The following is a 16,025-nucleotide window of genomic DNA, read 5'->3' as shown; positions in this document are numbered from 1 at the left end:
GATGACCGTGCACTTCATCGGGGCCGGTCCGGGCGCCGCCGACCTGATCACGGTCCGCGGCCGCGACCTGATCGCCGCCTCGCCCGTCTGCCTGTACGCCGGTGCGCTGGTCCCGGTCGAGCTGCTCGACCACTGTCCGCCGGACGCGCGCAAGGTCGACACCGCGAACCTCGACCTCGACCAGATCGTCGCCGAACTGGCCGGCGCCCACGGGCGCGGCGAGCACGTCGCCCGCCTGCACTCCGGCGACCCGTCGGTCTTCTCCGCGATGGCCGAGCAGATGCGCCGGCTCGACGCGCTCGGCATCCCGTACGACGTGACGCCCGGCGTGCCGGCGTACGCGGCGGCCGCGGCGTCGCTCGGCCGCGAACTGACCGTGCCGGAGGTCGGCCAGACGGTGATCCTGACCCGGGTCGCGGCCCGGGCGACCGCGATGCCACCGGGGGAGGACCTCGCGACGCTCGGCGCCAGCCGGAGCACGATCGTGCTGCACCTCGCCGTCCAGCACATCGAGCGGCTGGTCGACGAGCTCACCCCGAACTACGGCGCCGACTGCCCGGCCGCGGTGGTGGCGCGCGCCAGCCGGCCCGACGAGCTGATCCTGCGCGGCACGCTGGCCGACATCGCCGAGCAGGTCCGGGCCGCCGGCGTCCGCCGCACCGCGGTGGTGGTCGTCGGCCGTACCCTTGCTGCCGGCAACTTCCCGGACAGTCACCTCTACTCGGCCACCCGCGAGCGGCACCCGGCCGGATGAAGGTGCTGCTGCTCGGCGGAACCGGCGAGGCGCGGCAGCTGGCCGAGGTGCTGGTCGCCGAGCAGGGCCTCGAGCTCGTCTCGTCGCTGGCCGGACGGACGACCGGGGCGCGGCTGCCGGCGGGCGCCGTCCGGCAGGGCGGGTTCGGCGGCACCGACGGCTTGGTCGCGTGGTTGCGGGACGAGACGGTGGATGCCGTCGTCGACGCGACGCATCCGTTCGCGGCGACGATGACCCAGCACGCGGTCGACGCCGCGCGCACCGTCGGCGTACCGCTGCTCGTGCTGCGACGGCCCGGCTGGACCGCGTCGCCCGGCGACGACTGGCACTGGGTGCCGACCGCGGCCGAGGCGGCAGCGTTGCTGCCGGCGATCGGGTCGCGGGCTTTCCTCACGATCGGCCGGCAGGGGCTCGGCGCGTTCGCTGCCGTGGGCGTCTGGATGCTTGCCCGCTGCGTCGATCCGCCCGAACCGCCGCCGGACTGGTGCGAGCTCGTTCTCGACCGCGGGCCGTACCACCTGGCCGGCGAGATCGACCTGCTGCGGGACCGGCGGATCGACGTCCTGGTGACGAAGGACAGCGGTGGGAACATGACGTCGGCCAAACTGGTCGCGGCGCGGCAGCTCGGCGTACCGGTGGTGGTGATCCGGCGACCGCCGCTGCCGGCCGGGGTGGACACGGCCGGGTCGGTGGACCAGGTCGTCGGGTGGCTGCGGCGGCGTCGGTAGAATCCCAGTCCTTATGGGAATCCAGATCGCACCCAGCATCCTGTCCGCGGACTTCGCCAACCTGGCCGACGAGGCCGCGGCGGTCAGCAACGCCGACTGGCTGCACGTGGACGTGATGGACAACCACTTCGTGCCGAACCTGACCCTCGGCCTGCCGGTGGTGGAGTCGCTGGCCAAGGCCGCCGCGCAGCCGCTCGACTGCCACCTGATGATCGAGGACCCGGACCGCTGGGCGCCCGGGTACGTCGAGGCCGGCGCGAGCAGCGTGACCTTTCACGCCGAGGCCTGCCGGGCGCCGATCCGGACCGCGCGGGAGATCCGCGCGAAGGGCGCGCGGGCGTCGATGGCGCTGAAGCCGGCGACGCCGATCGAGCCGTACGAGGACCTGCTGCCCGAGCTGGACATGATCCTGATCATGACGGTGGAGCCCGGGTTCGGCGGGCAGAAGTTCCTCGACGTCTGCGTCCCGAAGATCCGCCGGACCAGGCAGCTGCTGGACCAGCACGGTCTCGAGCTGTGGATCCAGATCGACGGCGGCGTCTCGGCCGACACCATCGAGCGGTGCGCCGAGGCGGGCGCCGACGTCTTCGTGGCCGGCTCGGCCGTGTACGCCGCCGACGACCCGAACACGATGGTCGACAAGCTCCGCACGCTCGCCGAGAACGCGCGGACCGCGCGGTGAGCGAGCAGAAGCCGGTCGAGAGTTGGCTGACCGACATGGACGGGGTGCTGGTGCGCGAGGAGCGCGCGATCCCGGGAGCGGCCGAGTTCATCACCGCGCTGCAGACGTCCGGGCGGAGGTTCCTCGTGCTGACCAACAACTCGATCTACACCCCGCGGGACCTGCGTGCCCGGCTGCTGGCCGGCGGCATCGACGTGCCGGAACTGGCGATCTGGACCAGCGCGATGGCGACCGCCCAGTTCCTGGACGACCAGCGGCCCGGCGGTACGGCGTACGTGATCGGCGAGGCGGGGCTGACCACCGCGCTGCACGAGGTCGGCTACGTGCTGACCGACCGGGCGCCGGACTACGTGGTGCTGGGGGAGACCCGGACCTACTCGTTCGAGGCGATCACCAAGGCGATCCGGCTGATCGCCGACGGCGCCCGCTTCCTGGCGACCAACCCGGACCCGACCGGTCCGTCCACCGAGGGCCCGTTGCCGGCCACCGGCTCGGTCGCCGCGCTGATCACCCGCGCGACCGGCGTCGCGCCGTACTTCGTGGGCAAGCCGAACCCGCTGATGATGCGCAGCGCGCTGAACCGGATCGAGGCGCACTCGGAGACGACGGTGATGATCGGCGACCGGATGGACACCGACATCATCAGCGGTCTGGAGGCCGGCCTGCGCAGCGTGCTCGTGCTCTCCGGCTCCACCGGTGAGCACGAGGTCGACCGCTTTCCGTACCGCCCGACCCGGATCGTGGAGTCGATCGCCGACGTGGTCCCGCTGGTCACCGCGCTCAGCTAGGGCCCTCGCACCGGGTGGCCCGGAAGCCGAAGCCCTTCGCCTTCAGCGTCTTCAGGATCGTCGGCAGCGCGGCGACGGTCTGCGCCCGGTTGCCGCCGCCGTCGTGGAAGAGAACGACCGAGCCGTGCCGGGCGCCGGTGACCACCCGGCGCACGATCGCCGCTGTACCGGGCCGGTCCCAGTCGCGGGAGTCGACGTCCCAGAGCACGAGCTGCTTGCCCAGGCCGGCGGCGCGCTGGACGACGACCGGGTTCTGCGCGCCGTACGGCGGGCGCAGGCAGCGCGGGGTGGTGCCGGTGTGGGCGTGGATCTGCTCGTCGGTGCTCCGGATCTGCCGGTCGAACGCGGCGGCCGAGAGCCTGCGGAGGTCCGGGTGGGACCAGGTGTGGTTCTGCACGCTGTGGCCGCGATCGTGCAGGGAGCGGGTCAGTGCGGGGTGCCGGGCCACCTCGGTGCCGACGGCGAAGAAGGTCGCCTTCGCCTCGTACTGGTCGAGGATGTCCAGGATCCGCGGGGTGTACCGCGGGTCGGGGCCGTCGTCGAAGGTGAGCACGACGTACTTCGCCGGCGGCGGTGGCGCGGCGGCGTGAACGGCCGGCGCGGGCTGTCGGTCGCCGGCGCCGAGCGCGGCGATCATCCCGATGACCAGCGCGGACACCGCCAGCACGATCGGCGCGCTGACCCGCCCCCACTGATCTCCCCGCCACCCTGGCAGCCGGGCGGAGCCGTCGGGCGGCAACGGCCGGAACGACGACGGGGCAGGGCGTCCGCTGGGCGGAGCTAGGTCCTGTTCGGGTGGCGGGGAGTCGTGGGCGGGGTGGTGCGGGCGGCGGGCGGGCGGGTGACGCATGTGTCTCCCCGGGACGTTGGTGACCTCACCCGCCTACCATCGGCCCGATCCGGCGAATGCCCGGGATCCACGCCGCTTCCACGTCAACTACCCGGATACCGGACGCAATGCCCGCAGACAGCAGTCGAGCCTGAGTTGCCCGTGGCTCAGAGCACCTGGGACAGGAACTGGCGTAGCCGGGGCGACTCCGCCGCGGTGAACAGCTTCTCCGGCGGGACCGACTCGACCACGACGCCCTGGTCCATGAACGCGACCTGGTCGGCGACCTGCCGGGCGAAGCCCATCTCGTGCGTGACGACGACCATCGTCATGCCCGCGCCGGCCAGGTCGGCCATCAGCGCCAGCACGCCCTTGACCAGTTCCGGGTCGAGCGCCGAGGTGGCCTCGTCGAACAGCATCACCTCGGGCTTCATCGCCAGCGCCCGGGCGATCGCGACCCGCTGCTGCTGACCGCCGGACAGGTTGCCGGGCCGCGCCGACGCCTTCTCCTTCAGCCCGACCAGCTCCAGCTGCACCAGCGCGGCCTCCGCCGCGCCCTCCTTGGTCAGCTTCTTGATCTTGCGCAGCGGCAGCGTGATGTTCTCCAGCACGGTCTTGTGCGGAAAGAGGTTGAAGTGCTGGAACACCATGCCGATCCGCCGGCGCAGCTCGTCCGGGTTGCTGCGCAGCACGGACTCGCCGCCGAGCCGGATGTCGCCCGCGGCCGGCTCCAGCAGCCGGTTGGTCGCCCGCAGCAGTGTCGACTTGCCGGAACCCGACGGGCCGATCACGCAGGCGGTGGTGCCGGCCGGTACGGCGAGGTCGACGCCGCGCAGCACCTTGTTGCTGCCGAACGCCAGCTCGATGCCGGTCAGTTCCAGGCTGGCCGCCTCGACGGCGGTGAAGGACTCAGCGGTGGTCGGCATGGACGAGCTCCTCGACCTCGAGATCGGCGGGACGGCCCTCGCGCAGCCGCTTGTCGAACCAGTTCACCAGGTGCGTCAACGGCACCGTGATGATCAGGTAGAAGATGCCCGCGAGTAGCAGCGGCGACAGGTTGCCGTTGGTCGCGGCGGCGTCCTGCCCGATCCGGAACAGCTCCCGCTGGCTGGCCAGCAGCCCGAGGAAGTAGACCAGGCTGGACTCCTTGACCAGCGCGATGAACTGGTTCACCAACGCGGGCAGCACCCGGCGTACGCCCTGGGGGATGACGACCAGCCGCATGCCGGCCGAGTACCCGAAACCGAGCGCGCGGGCGGCCTCCAACTGGCCCTTCTCCACGCTCTGGATGCCGGAGCGGAAGATCTCACCGATGTAGGCGGCGGCGATCAGCGACAGCGCGAGAATGCCCAGCGGGTAGGGGTTCGGCCCCCACCAGTGCCGGGTGATCGGCGACAGGCCCTGGCCGATCAGCAGGATGGTCAGGATCGCGGGCAGGCCACGGAAGATGTCGGTGTAGATCTTCGCCGGCCAGCGCAGCCAGCGCCGCCGCGACAACCCCATCACCGCCACGACCATGCCGAGCACGGTGCCCAGCACGACCGAGGCGGCGGCGAGGATGAGCGTGTTGACCAGTCCCACCTTGAGCATCTCGGGCAGGACTGCCTTCATCGACTCCCAGTCGAGAAAGGTGTCGTTGAGGGTGGACCAGATGTCCATCAGCCGGCGGCGGGGGCGCCGCTGGCCTTGGGCGCGGTGAACTTCACGGTGCCGCTACCGGGCTTGAAGTTCGCCGGTACGGCGCGGCCGGGGTAGTACTGCTCGACCAGCTTGGTCCAGGTGCCGTCGGCGATCACCTCGTCCAGCGCCTTGTTGACCGCCTCGCGCAGCTTGTCGTTGCTCTTGGCGACGGCGAAGGCCATCGGCGCCTCGCTGAGCTCCTTCGCGGCCAGGATCACCGTGCCGCCGCCCTGCTCCTTGGCCATCTTCTCGCCGATCTCGGCAGGCGAGACCCAGGCGTCCGCCGTACCGGCCTTGAGCTGGCCGAGCGCGGCGTTGTAGTTCGGGACGCGGACCGGGTTCAGGTTCTTCTCGGTCGCGTAGTCGTCCTGGACGGTGCCCTGGACGACCACCACGCGCTTGCCGGTCAGCTGGTCGAACGAGCTGATGCCGGAGGTCTTGGTGGTGTTCAGGCCGAGGTAGCCGAAGTCGTAGCCGTTGCTGAACGCAACGGTCTTCTTGCGGGCCTCGGTGACCGTGATCGAGGAGCTGCCGAGGTCGTACTGGCCGCCGTTGACCTGTGACAGCAGCGCGGAGAAGTCGGTGCCGACGAACTCCGGCTTGAGGTTCAGCTTGGCCGCGACCGCGGTGATCAGGTCGTTGTCGAAGCCGGTGAACTTGCCGTCCTTGACGTACACGTTCGGCGGGGCGTCGGTGAGCGTGCCGATCCGCAGGGTGCCCGGCTGGAGCAGGCCCAGGTCGGGGCCGGAGGCATCCGTCTGGTCGTCGCTGCCGCAGGCCGCGAGCGTGACGGCCAGGGTGATGGCCGTACCGAGAGCTGCGATCCGGCGGAAAGCGCTGATGGCGCGCACAGGTGTCTCCTTCAACAAGCAGGGGGCTGGAACGGTGGGGATGACCCACCGAACGACGCTAACGCCGCCCGCGGGCGGCGCATTCCGTCGTGACACCGGATGAGACGGCTCCGGAATGTCTACTCCGACTGTGGTATATCAACCGGAATGACGCTCGAAGTGTGCCACAGCGTCATCGGTTCGTCCCGCACCGTAGGCGAGCAGCAGTTCGGCAAGTCGCGGTGACTCGGGCCCGATCAGGTCCGCGGCCCGCTGCACCTCCTCGGCGGAGGCGACCGCGCGGAACAGGTCCTGGATCTCGCGGACCACGGACCGGCTGCTCGCCCGGGTGACCGTTGCCCGCGGCGCCGACCGGGTGAAGGCGCCGGTCGCGCCGCGGATCTGGTCCAGCGCGGCGGCGAGCTCCTCGGGGCTCAGCTGCTCGGCGCCGGCGCGGGCGGCGAGCTCGTCGAGGGCCTGCAGCCGGGACACCACCGCCGGGTTGCCGATTTTCACCCGCTGGGCGCTCATCAGCTGGGACAGCATCGGCGCCGACAGTCCGATCGCCTCGGCCAGCCGGGCCTGGGTGAGGCCGAGCGCGCCGCCGATCCGGCGGATCAGGTCGCCCAGCGGCTCGCCGTACAGTTCGGTCTGCTGCTGCAGGTTGTGTGCCGTCTGGTCCATCGCCGTGCCGTGCTCCTTCGAGGGCCGCCCGCGGTGGGCTGCGGTCAATCTTCGCAGCCGCGAATCAAAAAAGCCACTGAGGGCGGGAGTTGGCATTCGCGATAGCAAACTGCGAAGGTTGCGATAGCGAATCTCTGGGAGGACACGATGGTGCGAACGCGGACGTACCGCCACTCCGCGGCTCTGGTGCTGGCGGCGGCGGTGGTGCTGGCAGGTCACCCGGCCAGCCCCGCCCAGGCAGCGCCGGCCGACGGTGACAGCGGCAAGTTGGTGCGCCGTACGCGGGACAGCAGTACCCGCCGCAGGGGCCTGGCCACCCCGGCTCGAACCAGGGTGGCCCGTACCCCCGCTGATCGACGCAGTTCCTGAGCCCCGGCAGGTCACAGACCAGCCGGGGCTCACGTCGCTTGGGCAGGCATAGGGTGGCGCGGTGGATACCGAGGCGGTGCGCTCGTTCGTTCGCGCGGCTGAGCTCGGACAGCTGCAGCAGGCGGCCGATGAGCTCGGCGTGACGCAACAGGCGGTGTCGAAGCGGATCGCCACCCTCGAGCGGCGACTAGGCCGTGAGCTGTTCATCCGCACCGCCCGCGGCGTCGAGCTGACTCTCGACGGCCAGGCCTTTCTGCCGCACGCCCGGAGCCTCGTCATCGGCGTCGATCGCGCTGTCGCCGCGATCCGGCCGGGCTCGCGGGCGCTGCGGATCGACGTGCTCGGGCTGCGATCCGCGCAGGCCGTCGTGCTGCACGACTACTGGCGGGCGCATCCCGGGACCGACCTCGACGTGGTGACGCTGCGGGTCGACGACCCGCGCGTGGCCGTCGCCGCCGTCCAGGCAGGAGACGTCGACGCCTCGTTCCGATCGGTCACCGACCCGGCGACGCTGCCGCGCGACGTGCGGATGATCCCCGCGTTCGACTCCGCGCTGGAGCTCTTGGCCGGGCCGCGGCACCCGCTCGCCGGCGCGCGCACGCTGACGCCGTCCCAGCTGCGAGGGCACCGGATCTGGGTGCCGGGCATCGCGCCGGGCAGCGAATGGTCGGAGTTCTACGACCGGCTCGCCGGCGCCTTCGCCCTCCGTATCGACGCCACCGGCCCGAACTTCGGCACCGAGGTTCTGCTCGACGCCCTCGCGGACTCCGACGACCTCGCCACCCTCGTCGGCGCCGGGGACCGGTACCTCTGGCCGGCGCAGTACGACCTTCGCCGCATCCCGATCGAGAACCCGGTGCTCGCGTACCCGCTGTCGCTCATCCTGCCGAGAACGAATCCGCATCCGGGGCTGCGAGCAGTCGTGAAGCATCTCCGAGCTCTGCCGGCGACGCCCGAGCCGGCCTGGCGCCCTTCGTGGGCGACGACATCCCGCATGAATGCTGGGGACAGGTTCTCCACCACTCAATAACCTGCCGCCGGCAGCTTTCCCGAGCGCGGACTCGACACGGCGGGGCCGCGCTCGGGAGGGTTGCTGAGTGGCGCAGGTTCAGCAGCCGGAGCTGCCTGGACTGCGGAACGCGGTGGCGTTGAGGGCCGGCCGGGCAGATGGACGGGGGCGGGTCAGCGGAGGAGCAGCCAGGCGGCTGCGGCGGCCAAGGTGGTGGCGCCGGCGAAGCTGCCGATCGCCAGCAACAGGAGAGGGCGGCGGGGCGACGCGACGCCGCGAGACGGCGTGGTGCCGGCGGGTGTCGGCGCCGGGCTCCCGACGGCGTGCGCGGACGGGTCGGGCGCGCGACCCCGGGCCGACCCCGAGGCGGTCGCGTGGTGGCCGCCGGACGGGCTCGCGGGCGTGGGCTCCATGAGTGCGGTGGAGGAGATCGGCGGGCGGACGGGAGTAGCGACTGGCGCGGGACCGGTGGGGGTCCACAGGGGTGGGAGCGGGGGGAGTTGGTCGAAGACTTCGGGTGGATCCGGGTGGTGGGTCCAGGGGGTTGTGTCGGGGGCGGGGAGGGCGCCGGACTCGGCGAGCAGGCGGCCGGCTTCTTCGGCTGCGGCCGGGCGGGCATCGGGGTCTGCGGCGGTGAGGCGGTGGATGAGGTTGGCCAGAGGACCGTCGAGGGCGGGGAGGGCGCCGGTGGAGGTCGGGCGTACGCCGGTGAGGAGTTCGGCGGCGACGGCGCCGACGGTGTACAGGTCCTGGCGCGGATCCGGGTCCGCGCCGGCCAGTTGCTCGGGCGGGAGGTAGCCGGGGGTGCCGAGGATCGTGCTGTGGCGGGTCATCCGGGGTTCGTCGACGAGGCCGGCGATGCCGAAGTCGGAGATCCGCAGGTGCGGGCGGCCCGTGCCGGTGGCTTCGAGCAGGAGGTTCGCGGGCTTGAGATCGCGGTGCACGACGCCGGCCGCGTGGATCGCGGACAGCCCGTGCAGTACCTGGTCGAGCAGCACAGCGACGTACGCCGCGGGCAGCGGCCCGTGATCACCCAGCAGCGTCGCCACCGACCCACCACGGACCAGGTCCATGGCGAAGACGACCTTGTCGTCGTCCGCGGCCCACCCGTGCGGCGCGACCACGTGCGGGTGCTGGATCCGCAGCGACTGTTCCCGGACGAACCGCAGCAACATCCCTGCGTCGTGCTGCCCGAGCACCTTGGCCGCGACGTACGCCTGCTTGCGCAGGTCCCACGCCCGCCAGACCGACCCCATGCCGCCGGTCCCGATCAAGTCGATCAGCCGGTACCGCCCCGCCAACGCCTCCACCCGCCAGAAACTACAACGCGGCGGCACCACGCCCACTGCCACCCGCCCGCCGGCGGGCGAGGTCCGCGTCCACCGCGGCGGCACGAAGGCGCGGGCGGTCAAGCCGTCAGACGACCTTCGGCGAGGGTCAGCCGGCGGGTGAGGTTGATCTGGGCCAGGAAGCGTTCGTCGTGGCTGACGACGACGAAGGCGCCTTGGTAGGCGTTCAGGGCGGACTCGAGCCGTTCGACGCTGACCAGGTCGAGGTTGTTGGTGGGCTCGTCGAGCAGGAGGAGCTGGGGCGCGGGTTCGGCGTACAGGACGCAGGCGAGGGTGGCACGCAGGCGTTCGCCGCCCGACAACGCCGCGACCGGGAGGTGGATGCGCTGGCCGCGGAACAGGAAGCGCGCCAGCAGATTCAGCCGTTGCGCCTCGGGCATCGTCGGCGCGAAGGCGGCGAGGTTCTGCGCGACCGTGCGGTCCAGGTCGAGCAGGTCGAGGCGCTGGGACAGGTACGCGATGCGGCCGTCCGCGCGCTTGACCCGGCCGGCCTCCAGCTCGCCCTGGATCCACCGCAGCACCGTCGACTTGCCTGAACCGTTGGGTCCGGTGAGGGCGATGCGCTCGGGACCGCGGATGCTCAGCGCCGCGCCCTCACCCGCGAAGAGGTCGGCGAACGGCACCTTCAGCCCGCTGCCCTCGAAGACCGTGCGACCCGCCGGCACGCTGGTGCCTGGCAGTTCCAGCGCGATCTTCGGCTCGTCCCGCCGGGCCCGTCCCGCCTCGTCGAGCTTGGCCTTGGCGTCGCTGAGCCGGTTGGCGTGCACCGCGTTCGACTTCGCCGCCGACACCTCGGCGCTGCGCTTCAGGTTGCCGGCGACGATCCTCGCCAGGCCGGCGTCCTTGAGGTTGCGCTGCGCGGTGCTCGCCCGGCGCTGCGCCCGCTCACGCGCCTGCTGCAGCTCGCGCTTCTCCCGCTTCAGCTCCTGCTCGGCGCTGCGGATGTTCTTCTCCGCGATCTCGCGCTCCTGCTCGACCGCCTCCTCGTACGCGCTGAAGTTGCCGCCGTAGGAGGTGACCTCGCCCCGCTCCAGCTCGGCGATGCGGTCCATCCGGTCGAGCAGCGCCCGGTCGTGGCTGACCAGCAACAGGCAGCCGTTCCAGTTCTCCAGTACGGCGTACAGCTTGCGGCGGGCGTCCAGATCGAGATTGTTGGTCGGCTCGTCGAGCAGCAGGACGCCGGGCTGTTTCAGCAGCTGCGCCGCCAGGCCGAGCGAGATCACCTGGCCGCCGCTGAACGTGCTCAGCCGGCGGTCGAGCTCGGCGTCCAGACCGAGCCGGTCGAGCTGGGCGCGGGTCCGTTCCTCGATGTCCCAGTCGTTGCCGACGGTGGTGAAGTGCCGTTCGTGCACGTCGCCGGCCTCGATCGCGTCGATCGCGTCGATCACCGGCTGGACGCCGAGCACCTCGGCGACGGTGAGGTCGCCGACCAGCGGCAGGCTCTGCGGGAGGTAGCCGAGCACGCCGTCGACGGACACGCTGCCGGAGGTGGGTGTCAGCTCACCCGCGATCAGCTTGAGCAGCGTGCTCTTGCCGGCGCCGTTCGGCGCGACCAGACCGGTCCGGCCGGCGCCGGCGGTGAAGGCGAGGTCCTGGAAGACGGGAGTGTCGTCCGGCCAGGTGAAGGACAGGGAGGAGCACACGACAAACGGTTCGGACATGCGAGAGACCTCGGGAGAAGATGCGCCGGTACGCGCCGCGGCCGGCGAGGAACGAGTGGTCAGGAAACGCCGATCAGGCCGCGGCCTCGGCACTCACGCGCCGGCCGGTGGCCTGTCACCTCGGGACTCACCCCGAGATGTCGTCGTCAACTCCTGCCACGTTCGCTTCTCCTGGAGATCGGTGACTCAGTGCCACGATAGCAGTCCGTCCGTGACGGTTCGAAGGGCTTTTCCCGCCTCCGGCCGGGCCAGAGGCTGGTGACCGAGTGGTGGAAGCAACATCGGCGGGCCGGGCGGGGCGTCGTACACTGCGAGTACGAGTGAACCCACTCGCGTGCTCCGGGGTCGGTGTAATTCCGAGCCGGCGGTGACAGTCCGCGACCCGGCCGACGAAGGTGTCGGCTGGTTGACCTGGTGGAATTCCGGGACCGACGGTGAAAGTCCGGATGGGAGGCGCACGCGATCGGCGGGTGCGCTCCGGCATGCGGGCCGGGTGTTCGACGGCCGGTAGGTCGGGTGGTGCGCGCGAGCCGGTTGTCATGACCCCGGAATGCGGTCCGTGACAACGAGGGATCGTCTGTGACAAACGCTTCGCCGATCGACGTCGCCTGGATGCGGCGTGCGATCGAGCTCGCCGCGCGGGGCCTCGGGAGCACCCACCCGAACCCGGTCGTCGGCTGTGTGATCACCGGCCGGGACGGCCATCCCGCCGGTGAGGGTTTCCACGCGGTGGCCGGCGGCCCGCACGCCGAGGTCGCCGCGCTGCGGATGGCCGGCGACCGCGCCCGCGGCGGTACGGCGTACGTGACGCTGGAGCCGTGCAACCACACCGGCCGGACCGGTCCGTGTGCCGACGCCCTGATCGAGGCCGGCGTCGCCCGCGTCCTGTACGCCGTACCGGACCCGAACCGGCAGGCGGCCGGTGGTGCCGACAAGCTGCGCAGCAAGAACGTGCACGTCGAGCAGGGGCTGCTGCGGGCGGAGGCCGAGGCGGTCAACCACGTCTGGCTGCACAGCGTCCGGATGGGCCGGCCGTTCGTGACCTGGAAGTTCGCCACCACCCTGGACGGCCGCAGCGCCGCGCCGGACCGGTCGAGCCGCTGGATCACCGGCGAGCAGGCCCGCGCCGACGTGCACCGGCAGCGCGCCGAGTGCGACGCGATCGCGGTCGGCACCCAGACCGTGCTGACCGACGACCCGGAGCTGACCGTGCGGGACGCGCAGGACCGCCCGGTCGGCCGGCAGCCGCTGCGGGTCGTCGTCGGCGACCGCGAGATCCCGGCGACCGCCCGGGTCCGCAACGACCGGGCCGAGACGCTGCTGCTGCCCACCCACGACCCCGCCGAGGTGCTCCGGCAGCTCGACGACCACCACATCCGCCACCTGTGGCTCGAAGGCGGCCCGACACTGGCCGCCGCGTTCCTGCGGTCCGGGCTGGTCGACCAGATCGTCGCGTACGTCGCGCCGGCGGTGCTCGGCTCGGGCTTCGCGGCGATCGGCGACCTGGGTGCGGAATCTATCGACCACCTGCGGCGGTTCCAGCTTGCGGACGTCACTCGCCTCGGCGACGACGTCCGGCTGACCCTGACGCCGCTCGAGCAAAGGACGCACTGACATGTTCACCGGAATCGTCGAAGAGCTCGGCACGGTCGAGTCGCTGGACCTGCTCGACGGGGACGCGGCCCGGCTCACCATCCGAGGCCCCAAGGTCACCGCGGACGCCGGTCACGGCGACTCCATCGCGGTCAACGGCTGCTGCCTGACCGTGGTCGAGACCGGCGAGGGCACCTTCACCGCCGACGTGATGCGCGAGACGCTGCAGCGGACGAGCCTCGGCGGCGTCGCGCAGGGCGGGGCCGTCAACCTCGAACGCGCGGTCACCGCGCACGCCCGGCTGGGCGGCCACATCGTGCAGGGCCACGTCGACGGCGTCGGCACGATCGTGAGCCGCGAGCCGGCCGAGCACTGGGAGGTGGTCCGGATCTCGGCCGCGCCGGAGCTCCTGCGCTACGTCGCGGAGAAGGGCTCGATCGCGGTCGACGGCGTCTCGCTGACGGTCACCGACGTGGACGACGCCACCGGCACCTTCGGGATCAGCCTGATCCCGACCACGCTGGAGCTCACCGTGCTCGGCCGCAACCGGATCGGCGACACGGTCAACCTCGAGGTCGACGTGATCGCGAAGTACGTCGAGCGGCTGCTCACCGCGCAGGGCGCCGCCGCTTCGGTTGTGGGAGGCAAGCAATGACCGTGTTCGACTGGTTGCTGCACGAGCAGGTGACGATCGCCGGGTCCCCGGTGCTGGTCCGCGAGATCGTCGGCAACGTCTTCGGGCTGGGCAGCGCCGTGTTCGGCATGCGCCGGCTGGTCGCTGCCTGGCCGGTCGGCATCATCGGCAACGTGCTGCTGTTCACGGTCTTCGTCGGCGGGCTGTTCGACACGCCGCAGGACAAGGACCTGTGGGGCCAGGCCGGTCGCCAGGTGTTCTTCGCGCTGGTCAGCCTCTACGGCTGGTACCGCTGGTACCAGACCCGCCACGGCGGCGCGCAGACCGGCGTCCAGCCGCGGTGGGCGTCCGCGCGCGAGCGGCTGCAGCTGCTGGGCGCGGCCGTCGTGCTCTACGCGGTCTCGTACTTCGTACTGCGGGAGCTGGACTCCTGGGGTCCGCAGTGGGACGCCTGGATCCTGACCGGCTCGATTCTCGCGACGTACGGGATGGCCCGCGGTTTCGTCGAGTTCTGGCTGATCTGGATCGCGGTGGACGTCGTCGGCGTCCCGCTGCTGCTGCAGTCGAAGTTCTACCCGTCGGCGGCGATGTACGTCGTGTACGGGTTGTTCTGCGTGGTCGGGTTCGTCGCGTGGTGGCGGATCAACAAGCGGGAGGCCGTCACGGTCGCCCCTGAACCAGTGGTGGTGGGTTGATGGGCGAGGTGCTGAAGCTCGACACGATCGAGCACGCGATCGAGGAGATCCGGGCCGGCCGGCCGGTGATCGTGGTCGACGACGAGGACCGGGAGAACGAGGGCGACCTGGTGTTCGCCGCGTCCAAGGCGACGCCGGAACTGCTGGCGTTCCTGATCCGGTACAGCTCGGGCGTGGTCTGCGTGCCGATGGAGGCCGCCGAGCTGGACCGGCTCGGCATCCCGCTGATGACGCCGCACAACCGCGAGCGGCTGCGCACGGCGTACACGATCTCGGTCGATGCCCGCGACAACGTGACGACCGGGATCTCCGCGGCCGACCGGGCCCGGACGATCCGGGTGCTGGCCGACTCGGCGTCGGAGTCGTACGACCTGGTCCAGCCCGGTCACGTGTTCCCGCTGCGGGCCCGCGAGGGCGGCGTACTGGTCCGGCCCGGGCACACCGAGGCCTCCCTCGACCTGGCCCGGCTGGCCGGGTTGCGGCCGTCCGCGGTGATCGCCGAGCTGGTCAACGACGACGGCACGATGAAGCGCGGCCAGGACCTGCGGGCGTTCGCCGACGAGCACGGCCTGGTGCTGATCTCGATCGAGGACCTGATCCGCTACCGGCGCCGCACCGAGAGCCAGATCCTGCGGGTGGCGACCACCACGCTGCCGACCCGGTACGGCGACTTCGTTGCCCACGGCTACCGCAACGTCGTCGACGGGTCGGAGCAGCTCGCACTGGTCCGCGGTGAGATCGGAGCCGGGCCGACCCTGGTCCGGCTGCACTCGGAGTGCCTGACCGGGGACGCGTTCGGCTCGCTGCGCTGCGACTGCGGTCCGCAGCTGGACGAGGCGATGCGGCAGGTCGCGGCCGAAGGTGGTGTGGTGGTCTACCTGCGCGGGCACGAGGGCCGGGGGATCGGGCTGCTGCACAAGCTGCAGGCGTACGAGCTGCAGGACGCCGGCCGCGACACGGTCGACGCGAACCTGGACCTCGGACTGCCCGCCGACGCCCGCGACTACGGCACCGGCGCGCAGATCCTGGCCGACCTGGGCATCACCTCGGTCAAGCTGCTCACCAACAACCCGGACAAGCTGTCCGGCGTCCAGGGCTACGGGATCGACGTGGTCGAGCGGCGCGGGATCTCGATCAACCCGACCGAGCACAACCTGCGGTACCTGCGCACCAAGCGCGACCGGATGGGCCACCACCTGCCCACCGGCACCGACGAGAACGGAGTCATCTAGTGTCCGGCAGCGGAGCGCCCTCGATCGAAATGCCACGGGTGGACGGGGCCCGGGTCGCGGTGGTCGCCGCGCAGTGGCACCCGAAAGTCACCGACGCGCTGGTCGCCGGCGCGATCCGGGCACTGGACGAGTCCGGCGTCACCGACTACACCGTGATCCGGGTCCCCGGCTCGTTCGAGCTGCCGGTGGCGGCCCTGCACGCGGCGAAGTCCGGGTACGACGCGGTGGTGGCGCTGGGCGTCGTCATCCGGGGCGACACCCCGCACTTCGAGTACGTGTGCCAGGCGGCGACCGACGGGCTGATGCAGGTCGGCCTGAGCACCGGCGTACCGGTCGGCTTCGGTCTGCTCACCTGCGACAACGACCCGCAGGCCCTCGACCGCGCGGGCCTGCCGGACTCCCGCGAGGACAAGGGCTACGAGTCGACCCAGGCGGCGCTGTCCACGCTGGTGGCAATCAAGGGGCTGTGAGCTGCTGGTGCGATAGGCGGCGGTTGCCTCCTACCCAC

Annotated in this window: 17 protein-coding genes and 1 riboswitch; of the genes, 10 read left to right on the top strand and 7 right to left on the bottom strand. The window is 71.6% G+C overall.

Annotated elements, in window-relative coordinates:
• Position 1: 1 nt before the first annotated feature.
• From cobM to KFLA_RS25515, 4 genes are read left to right on the top strand one after another with little or no spacing between them, the layout of a single operon-like run.
• Positions 2-754 (top strand): precorrin-4 C(11)-methyltransferase, encoded by a 753-nt coding sequence (cobM, locus tag KFLA_RS25530; RefSeq protein WP_012922719.1) that lies wholly within the window; start codon positions 2-4, stop codon positions 752-754.
• Positions 751-1,482 carry a cobalt-precorrin-6A reductase gene (locus KFLA_RS25525; protein WP_012922718.1) on the top strand — a complete coding sequence of 244 codons (732 nt, stop codon included), beginning with the start codon at positions 751-753 and terminating at the stop codon, positions 1,480-1,482. The genes cobM and KFLA_RS25525 overlap by 4 nt, the downstream gene beginning before the upstream one ends.
• Before the next feature lie 13 nt (positions 1,483-1,495).
• Positions 1,496-2,164 carry a ribulose-phosphate 3-epimerase gene (rpe, locus tag KFLA_RS25520; RefSeq protein ID WP_012922717.1) on the top strand — a complete coding sequence of 223 codons (669 nt, stop codon included), beginning with the start codon at positions 1,496-1,498 and terminating at the stop codon, positions 2,162-2,164.
• Entirely contained in the window at positions 2,161-2,952 is a 792-nt protein-coding gene (locus KFLA_RS25515) for an HAD-IIA family hydrolase (RefSeq protein WP_012922716.1), read from the top strand. Before rpe ends, KFLA_RS25515 begins: the two co-directional genes overlap by 4 nt.
• Here KFLA_RS25515 and KFLA_RS25510 read toward each other — a convergent pair.
• The 5 genes from KFLA_RS25510 to KFLA_RS25490 form a co-directional block, all read right to left on the bottom strand.
• On the bottom strand, positions 2,945-3,802 hold the full coding sequence (locus tag KFLA_RS25510) for a polysaccharide deacetylase family protein (protein ID WP_012922715.1): 858 nt from the start codon (positions 3,800-3,802) through the stop codon (positions 2,945-2,947). The genes KFLA_RS25515 and KFLA_RS25510 overlap by 8 nt on opposite strands.
• A gap of 146 nt (positions 3,803-3,948) precedes the next feature.
• A complete protein-coding gene (locus KFLA_RS25505) occupies positions 3,949-4,707 on the bottom strand; it encodes an amino acid ABC transporter ATP-binding protein (RefSeq protein WP_012922714.1) in 759 nt (252 codons plus the stop codon).
• Positions 4,691-5,440 carry an amino acid ABC transporter permease gene (locus KFLA_RS25500; protein WP_012922713.1) on the bottom strand — a complete coding sequence of 250 codons (750 nt, stop codon included), beginning with the start codon at positions 5,438-5,440 and terminating at the stop codon, positions 4,691-4,693. The genes KFLA_RS25505 and KFLA_RS25500 overlap by 17 nt, the downstream gene beginning before the upstream one ends.
• Positions 5,440-6,312, bottom strand: a complete 873-nt coding sequence (locus KFLA_RS25495; RefSeq protein WP_012922712.1) for a substrate-binding periplasmic protein — start codon at positions 6,310-6,312, stop codon at positions 5,440-5,442. The genes KFLA_RS25500 and KFLA_RS25495 overlap by 1 nt, the downstream gene beginning before the upstream one ends.
• Positions 6,313-6,450: 138 nt before the next feature.
• Positions 6,451-6,975 carry a hypothetical protein gene (locus tag KFLA_RS25490; protein WP_012922711.1) on the bottom strand — a complete coding sequence of 175 codons (525 nt, stop codon included), beginning with the start codon at positions 6,973-6,975 and terminating at the stop codon, positions 6,451-6,453.
• A gap of 430 nt (positions 6,976-7,405) precedes the next feature.
• On the opposite strand from KFLA_RS25490, the gene KFLA_RS25485 reads away from it, so the two are divergent.
• Positions 7,406-8,374, top strand: a complete 969-nt coding sequence (locus KFLA_RS25485; RefSeq protein ID WP_012922710.1) for a LysR family transcriptional regulator — start codon at positions 7,406-7,408, stop codon at positions 8,372-8,374.
• A 152-nt stretch (positions 8,375-8,526) separates the two neighbouring features.
• On the opposite strand, the gene KFLA_RS25480 is transcribed toward KFLA_RS25485, so the two are convergent.
• Both KFLA_RS25480 and KFLA_RS25475 read right to left on the bottom strand, forming a co-directional pair.
• Positions 8,527-9,663 carry a serine/threonine-protein kinase gene (locus tag KFLA_RS25480; RefSeq protein WP_237706590.1) on the bottom strand — a complete coding sequence of 379 codons (1,137 nt, stop codon included), beginning with the start codon at positions 9,661-9,663 and terminating at the stop codon, positions 8,527-8,529.
• Between the two features lie 98 nt (positions 9,664-9,761).
• Positions 9,762-11,363, bottom strand: coding sequence for an ABC-F family ATP-binding cassette domain-containing protein (locus KFLA_RS25475; RefSeq protein WP_012922708.1), 1,602 nt, complete (start codon positions 11,361-11,363; stop codon positions 9,762-9,764).
• Positions 11,364-11,693: 330 nt separating this feature from the next.
• A riboswitch (FMN riboswitch) is annotated at positions 11,694-11,826 on the top strand.
• A 116-nt stretch (positions 11,827-11,942) separates the two neighbouring features.
• Between KFLA_RS25475 and ribD the strand changes: the two genes are divergently transcribed.
• Genes ribD through ribH form a run of 5 tightly spaced genes read left to right on the top strand, consistent with a single transcriptional unit; the run spans position 11,943 to position 15,987 of the window.
• The gene (gene ribD / locus KFLA_RS25470; RefSeq protein ID WP_012922707.1) at positions 11,943-12,977 is read left to right on the top strand and encodes a bifunctional diaminohydroxyphosphoribosylaminopyrimidine deaminase/5-amino-6-(5-phosphoribosylamino)uracil reductase RibD; all 1,035 of its coding nucleotides are present in this window, start codon (positions 11,943-11,945) and stop codon (positions 12,975-12,977) included.
• 1 nt (position 12,978) lies between these two features.
• Entirely contained in the window at positions 12,979-13,611 is a 633-nt protein-coding gene (locus KFLA_RS25465; protein ID WP_012922706.1) for a riboflavin synthase, read from the top strand.
• Positions 13,608-14,285 carry a nicotinamide riboside transporter PnuC gene (pnuC, locus tag KFLA_RS25460; protein ID WP_012922705.1) on the top strand — a complete coding sequence of 226 codons (678 nt, stop codon included), beginning with the start codon at positions 13,608-13,610 and terminating at the stop codon, positions 14,283-14,285. The genes KFLA_RS25465 and pnuC overlap by 4 nt, the downstream gene beginning before the upstream one ends.
• Positions 14,285-15,517, top strand: a complete 1,233-nt coding sequence (locus KFLA_RS25455; RefSeq protein WP_012922704.1) for a bifunctional 3,4-dihydroxy-2-butanone-4-phosphate synthase/GTP cyclohydrolase II — start codon at positions 14,285-14,287, stop codon at positions 15,515-15,517. Before pnuC ends, KFLA_RS25455 begins: the two co-directional genes overlap by 1 nt.
• The gene (gene ribH, locus KFLA_RS25450; protein ID WP_012922703.1) at positions 15,517-15,987 is read left to right on the top strand and encodes a 6,7-dimethyl-8-ribityllumazine synthase; all 471 of its coding nucleotides are present in this window, start codon (positions 15,517-15,519) and stop codon (positions 15,985-15,987) included. Before KFLA_RS25455 ends, ribH begins: the two co-directional genes overlap by 1 nt.
• The last annotated feature ends 38 nt before the right edge of the window (positions 15,988-16,025 follow it).

It is taken from the genome of Kribbella flavida DSM 17836 (assembly GCF_000024345.1).
GTDB lineage: Bacteria > Actinomycetota > Actinomycetes > Propionibacteriales > Kribbellaceae > Kribbella > Kribbella flavida.
Note: the sequence above shows the minus strand (reverse complement) of the source record. Positions and strands in the feature narration are given on the sequence as shown.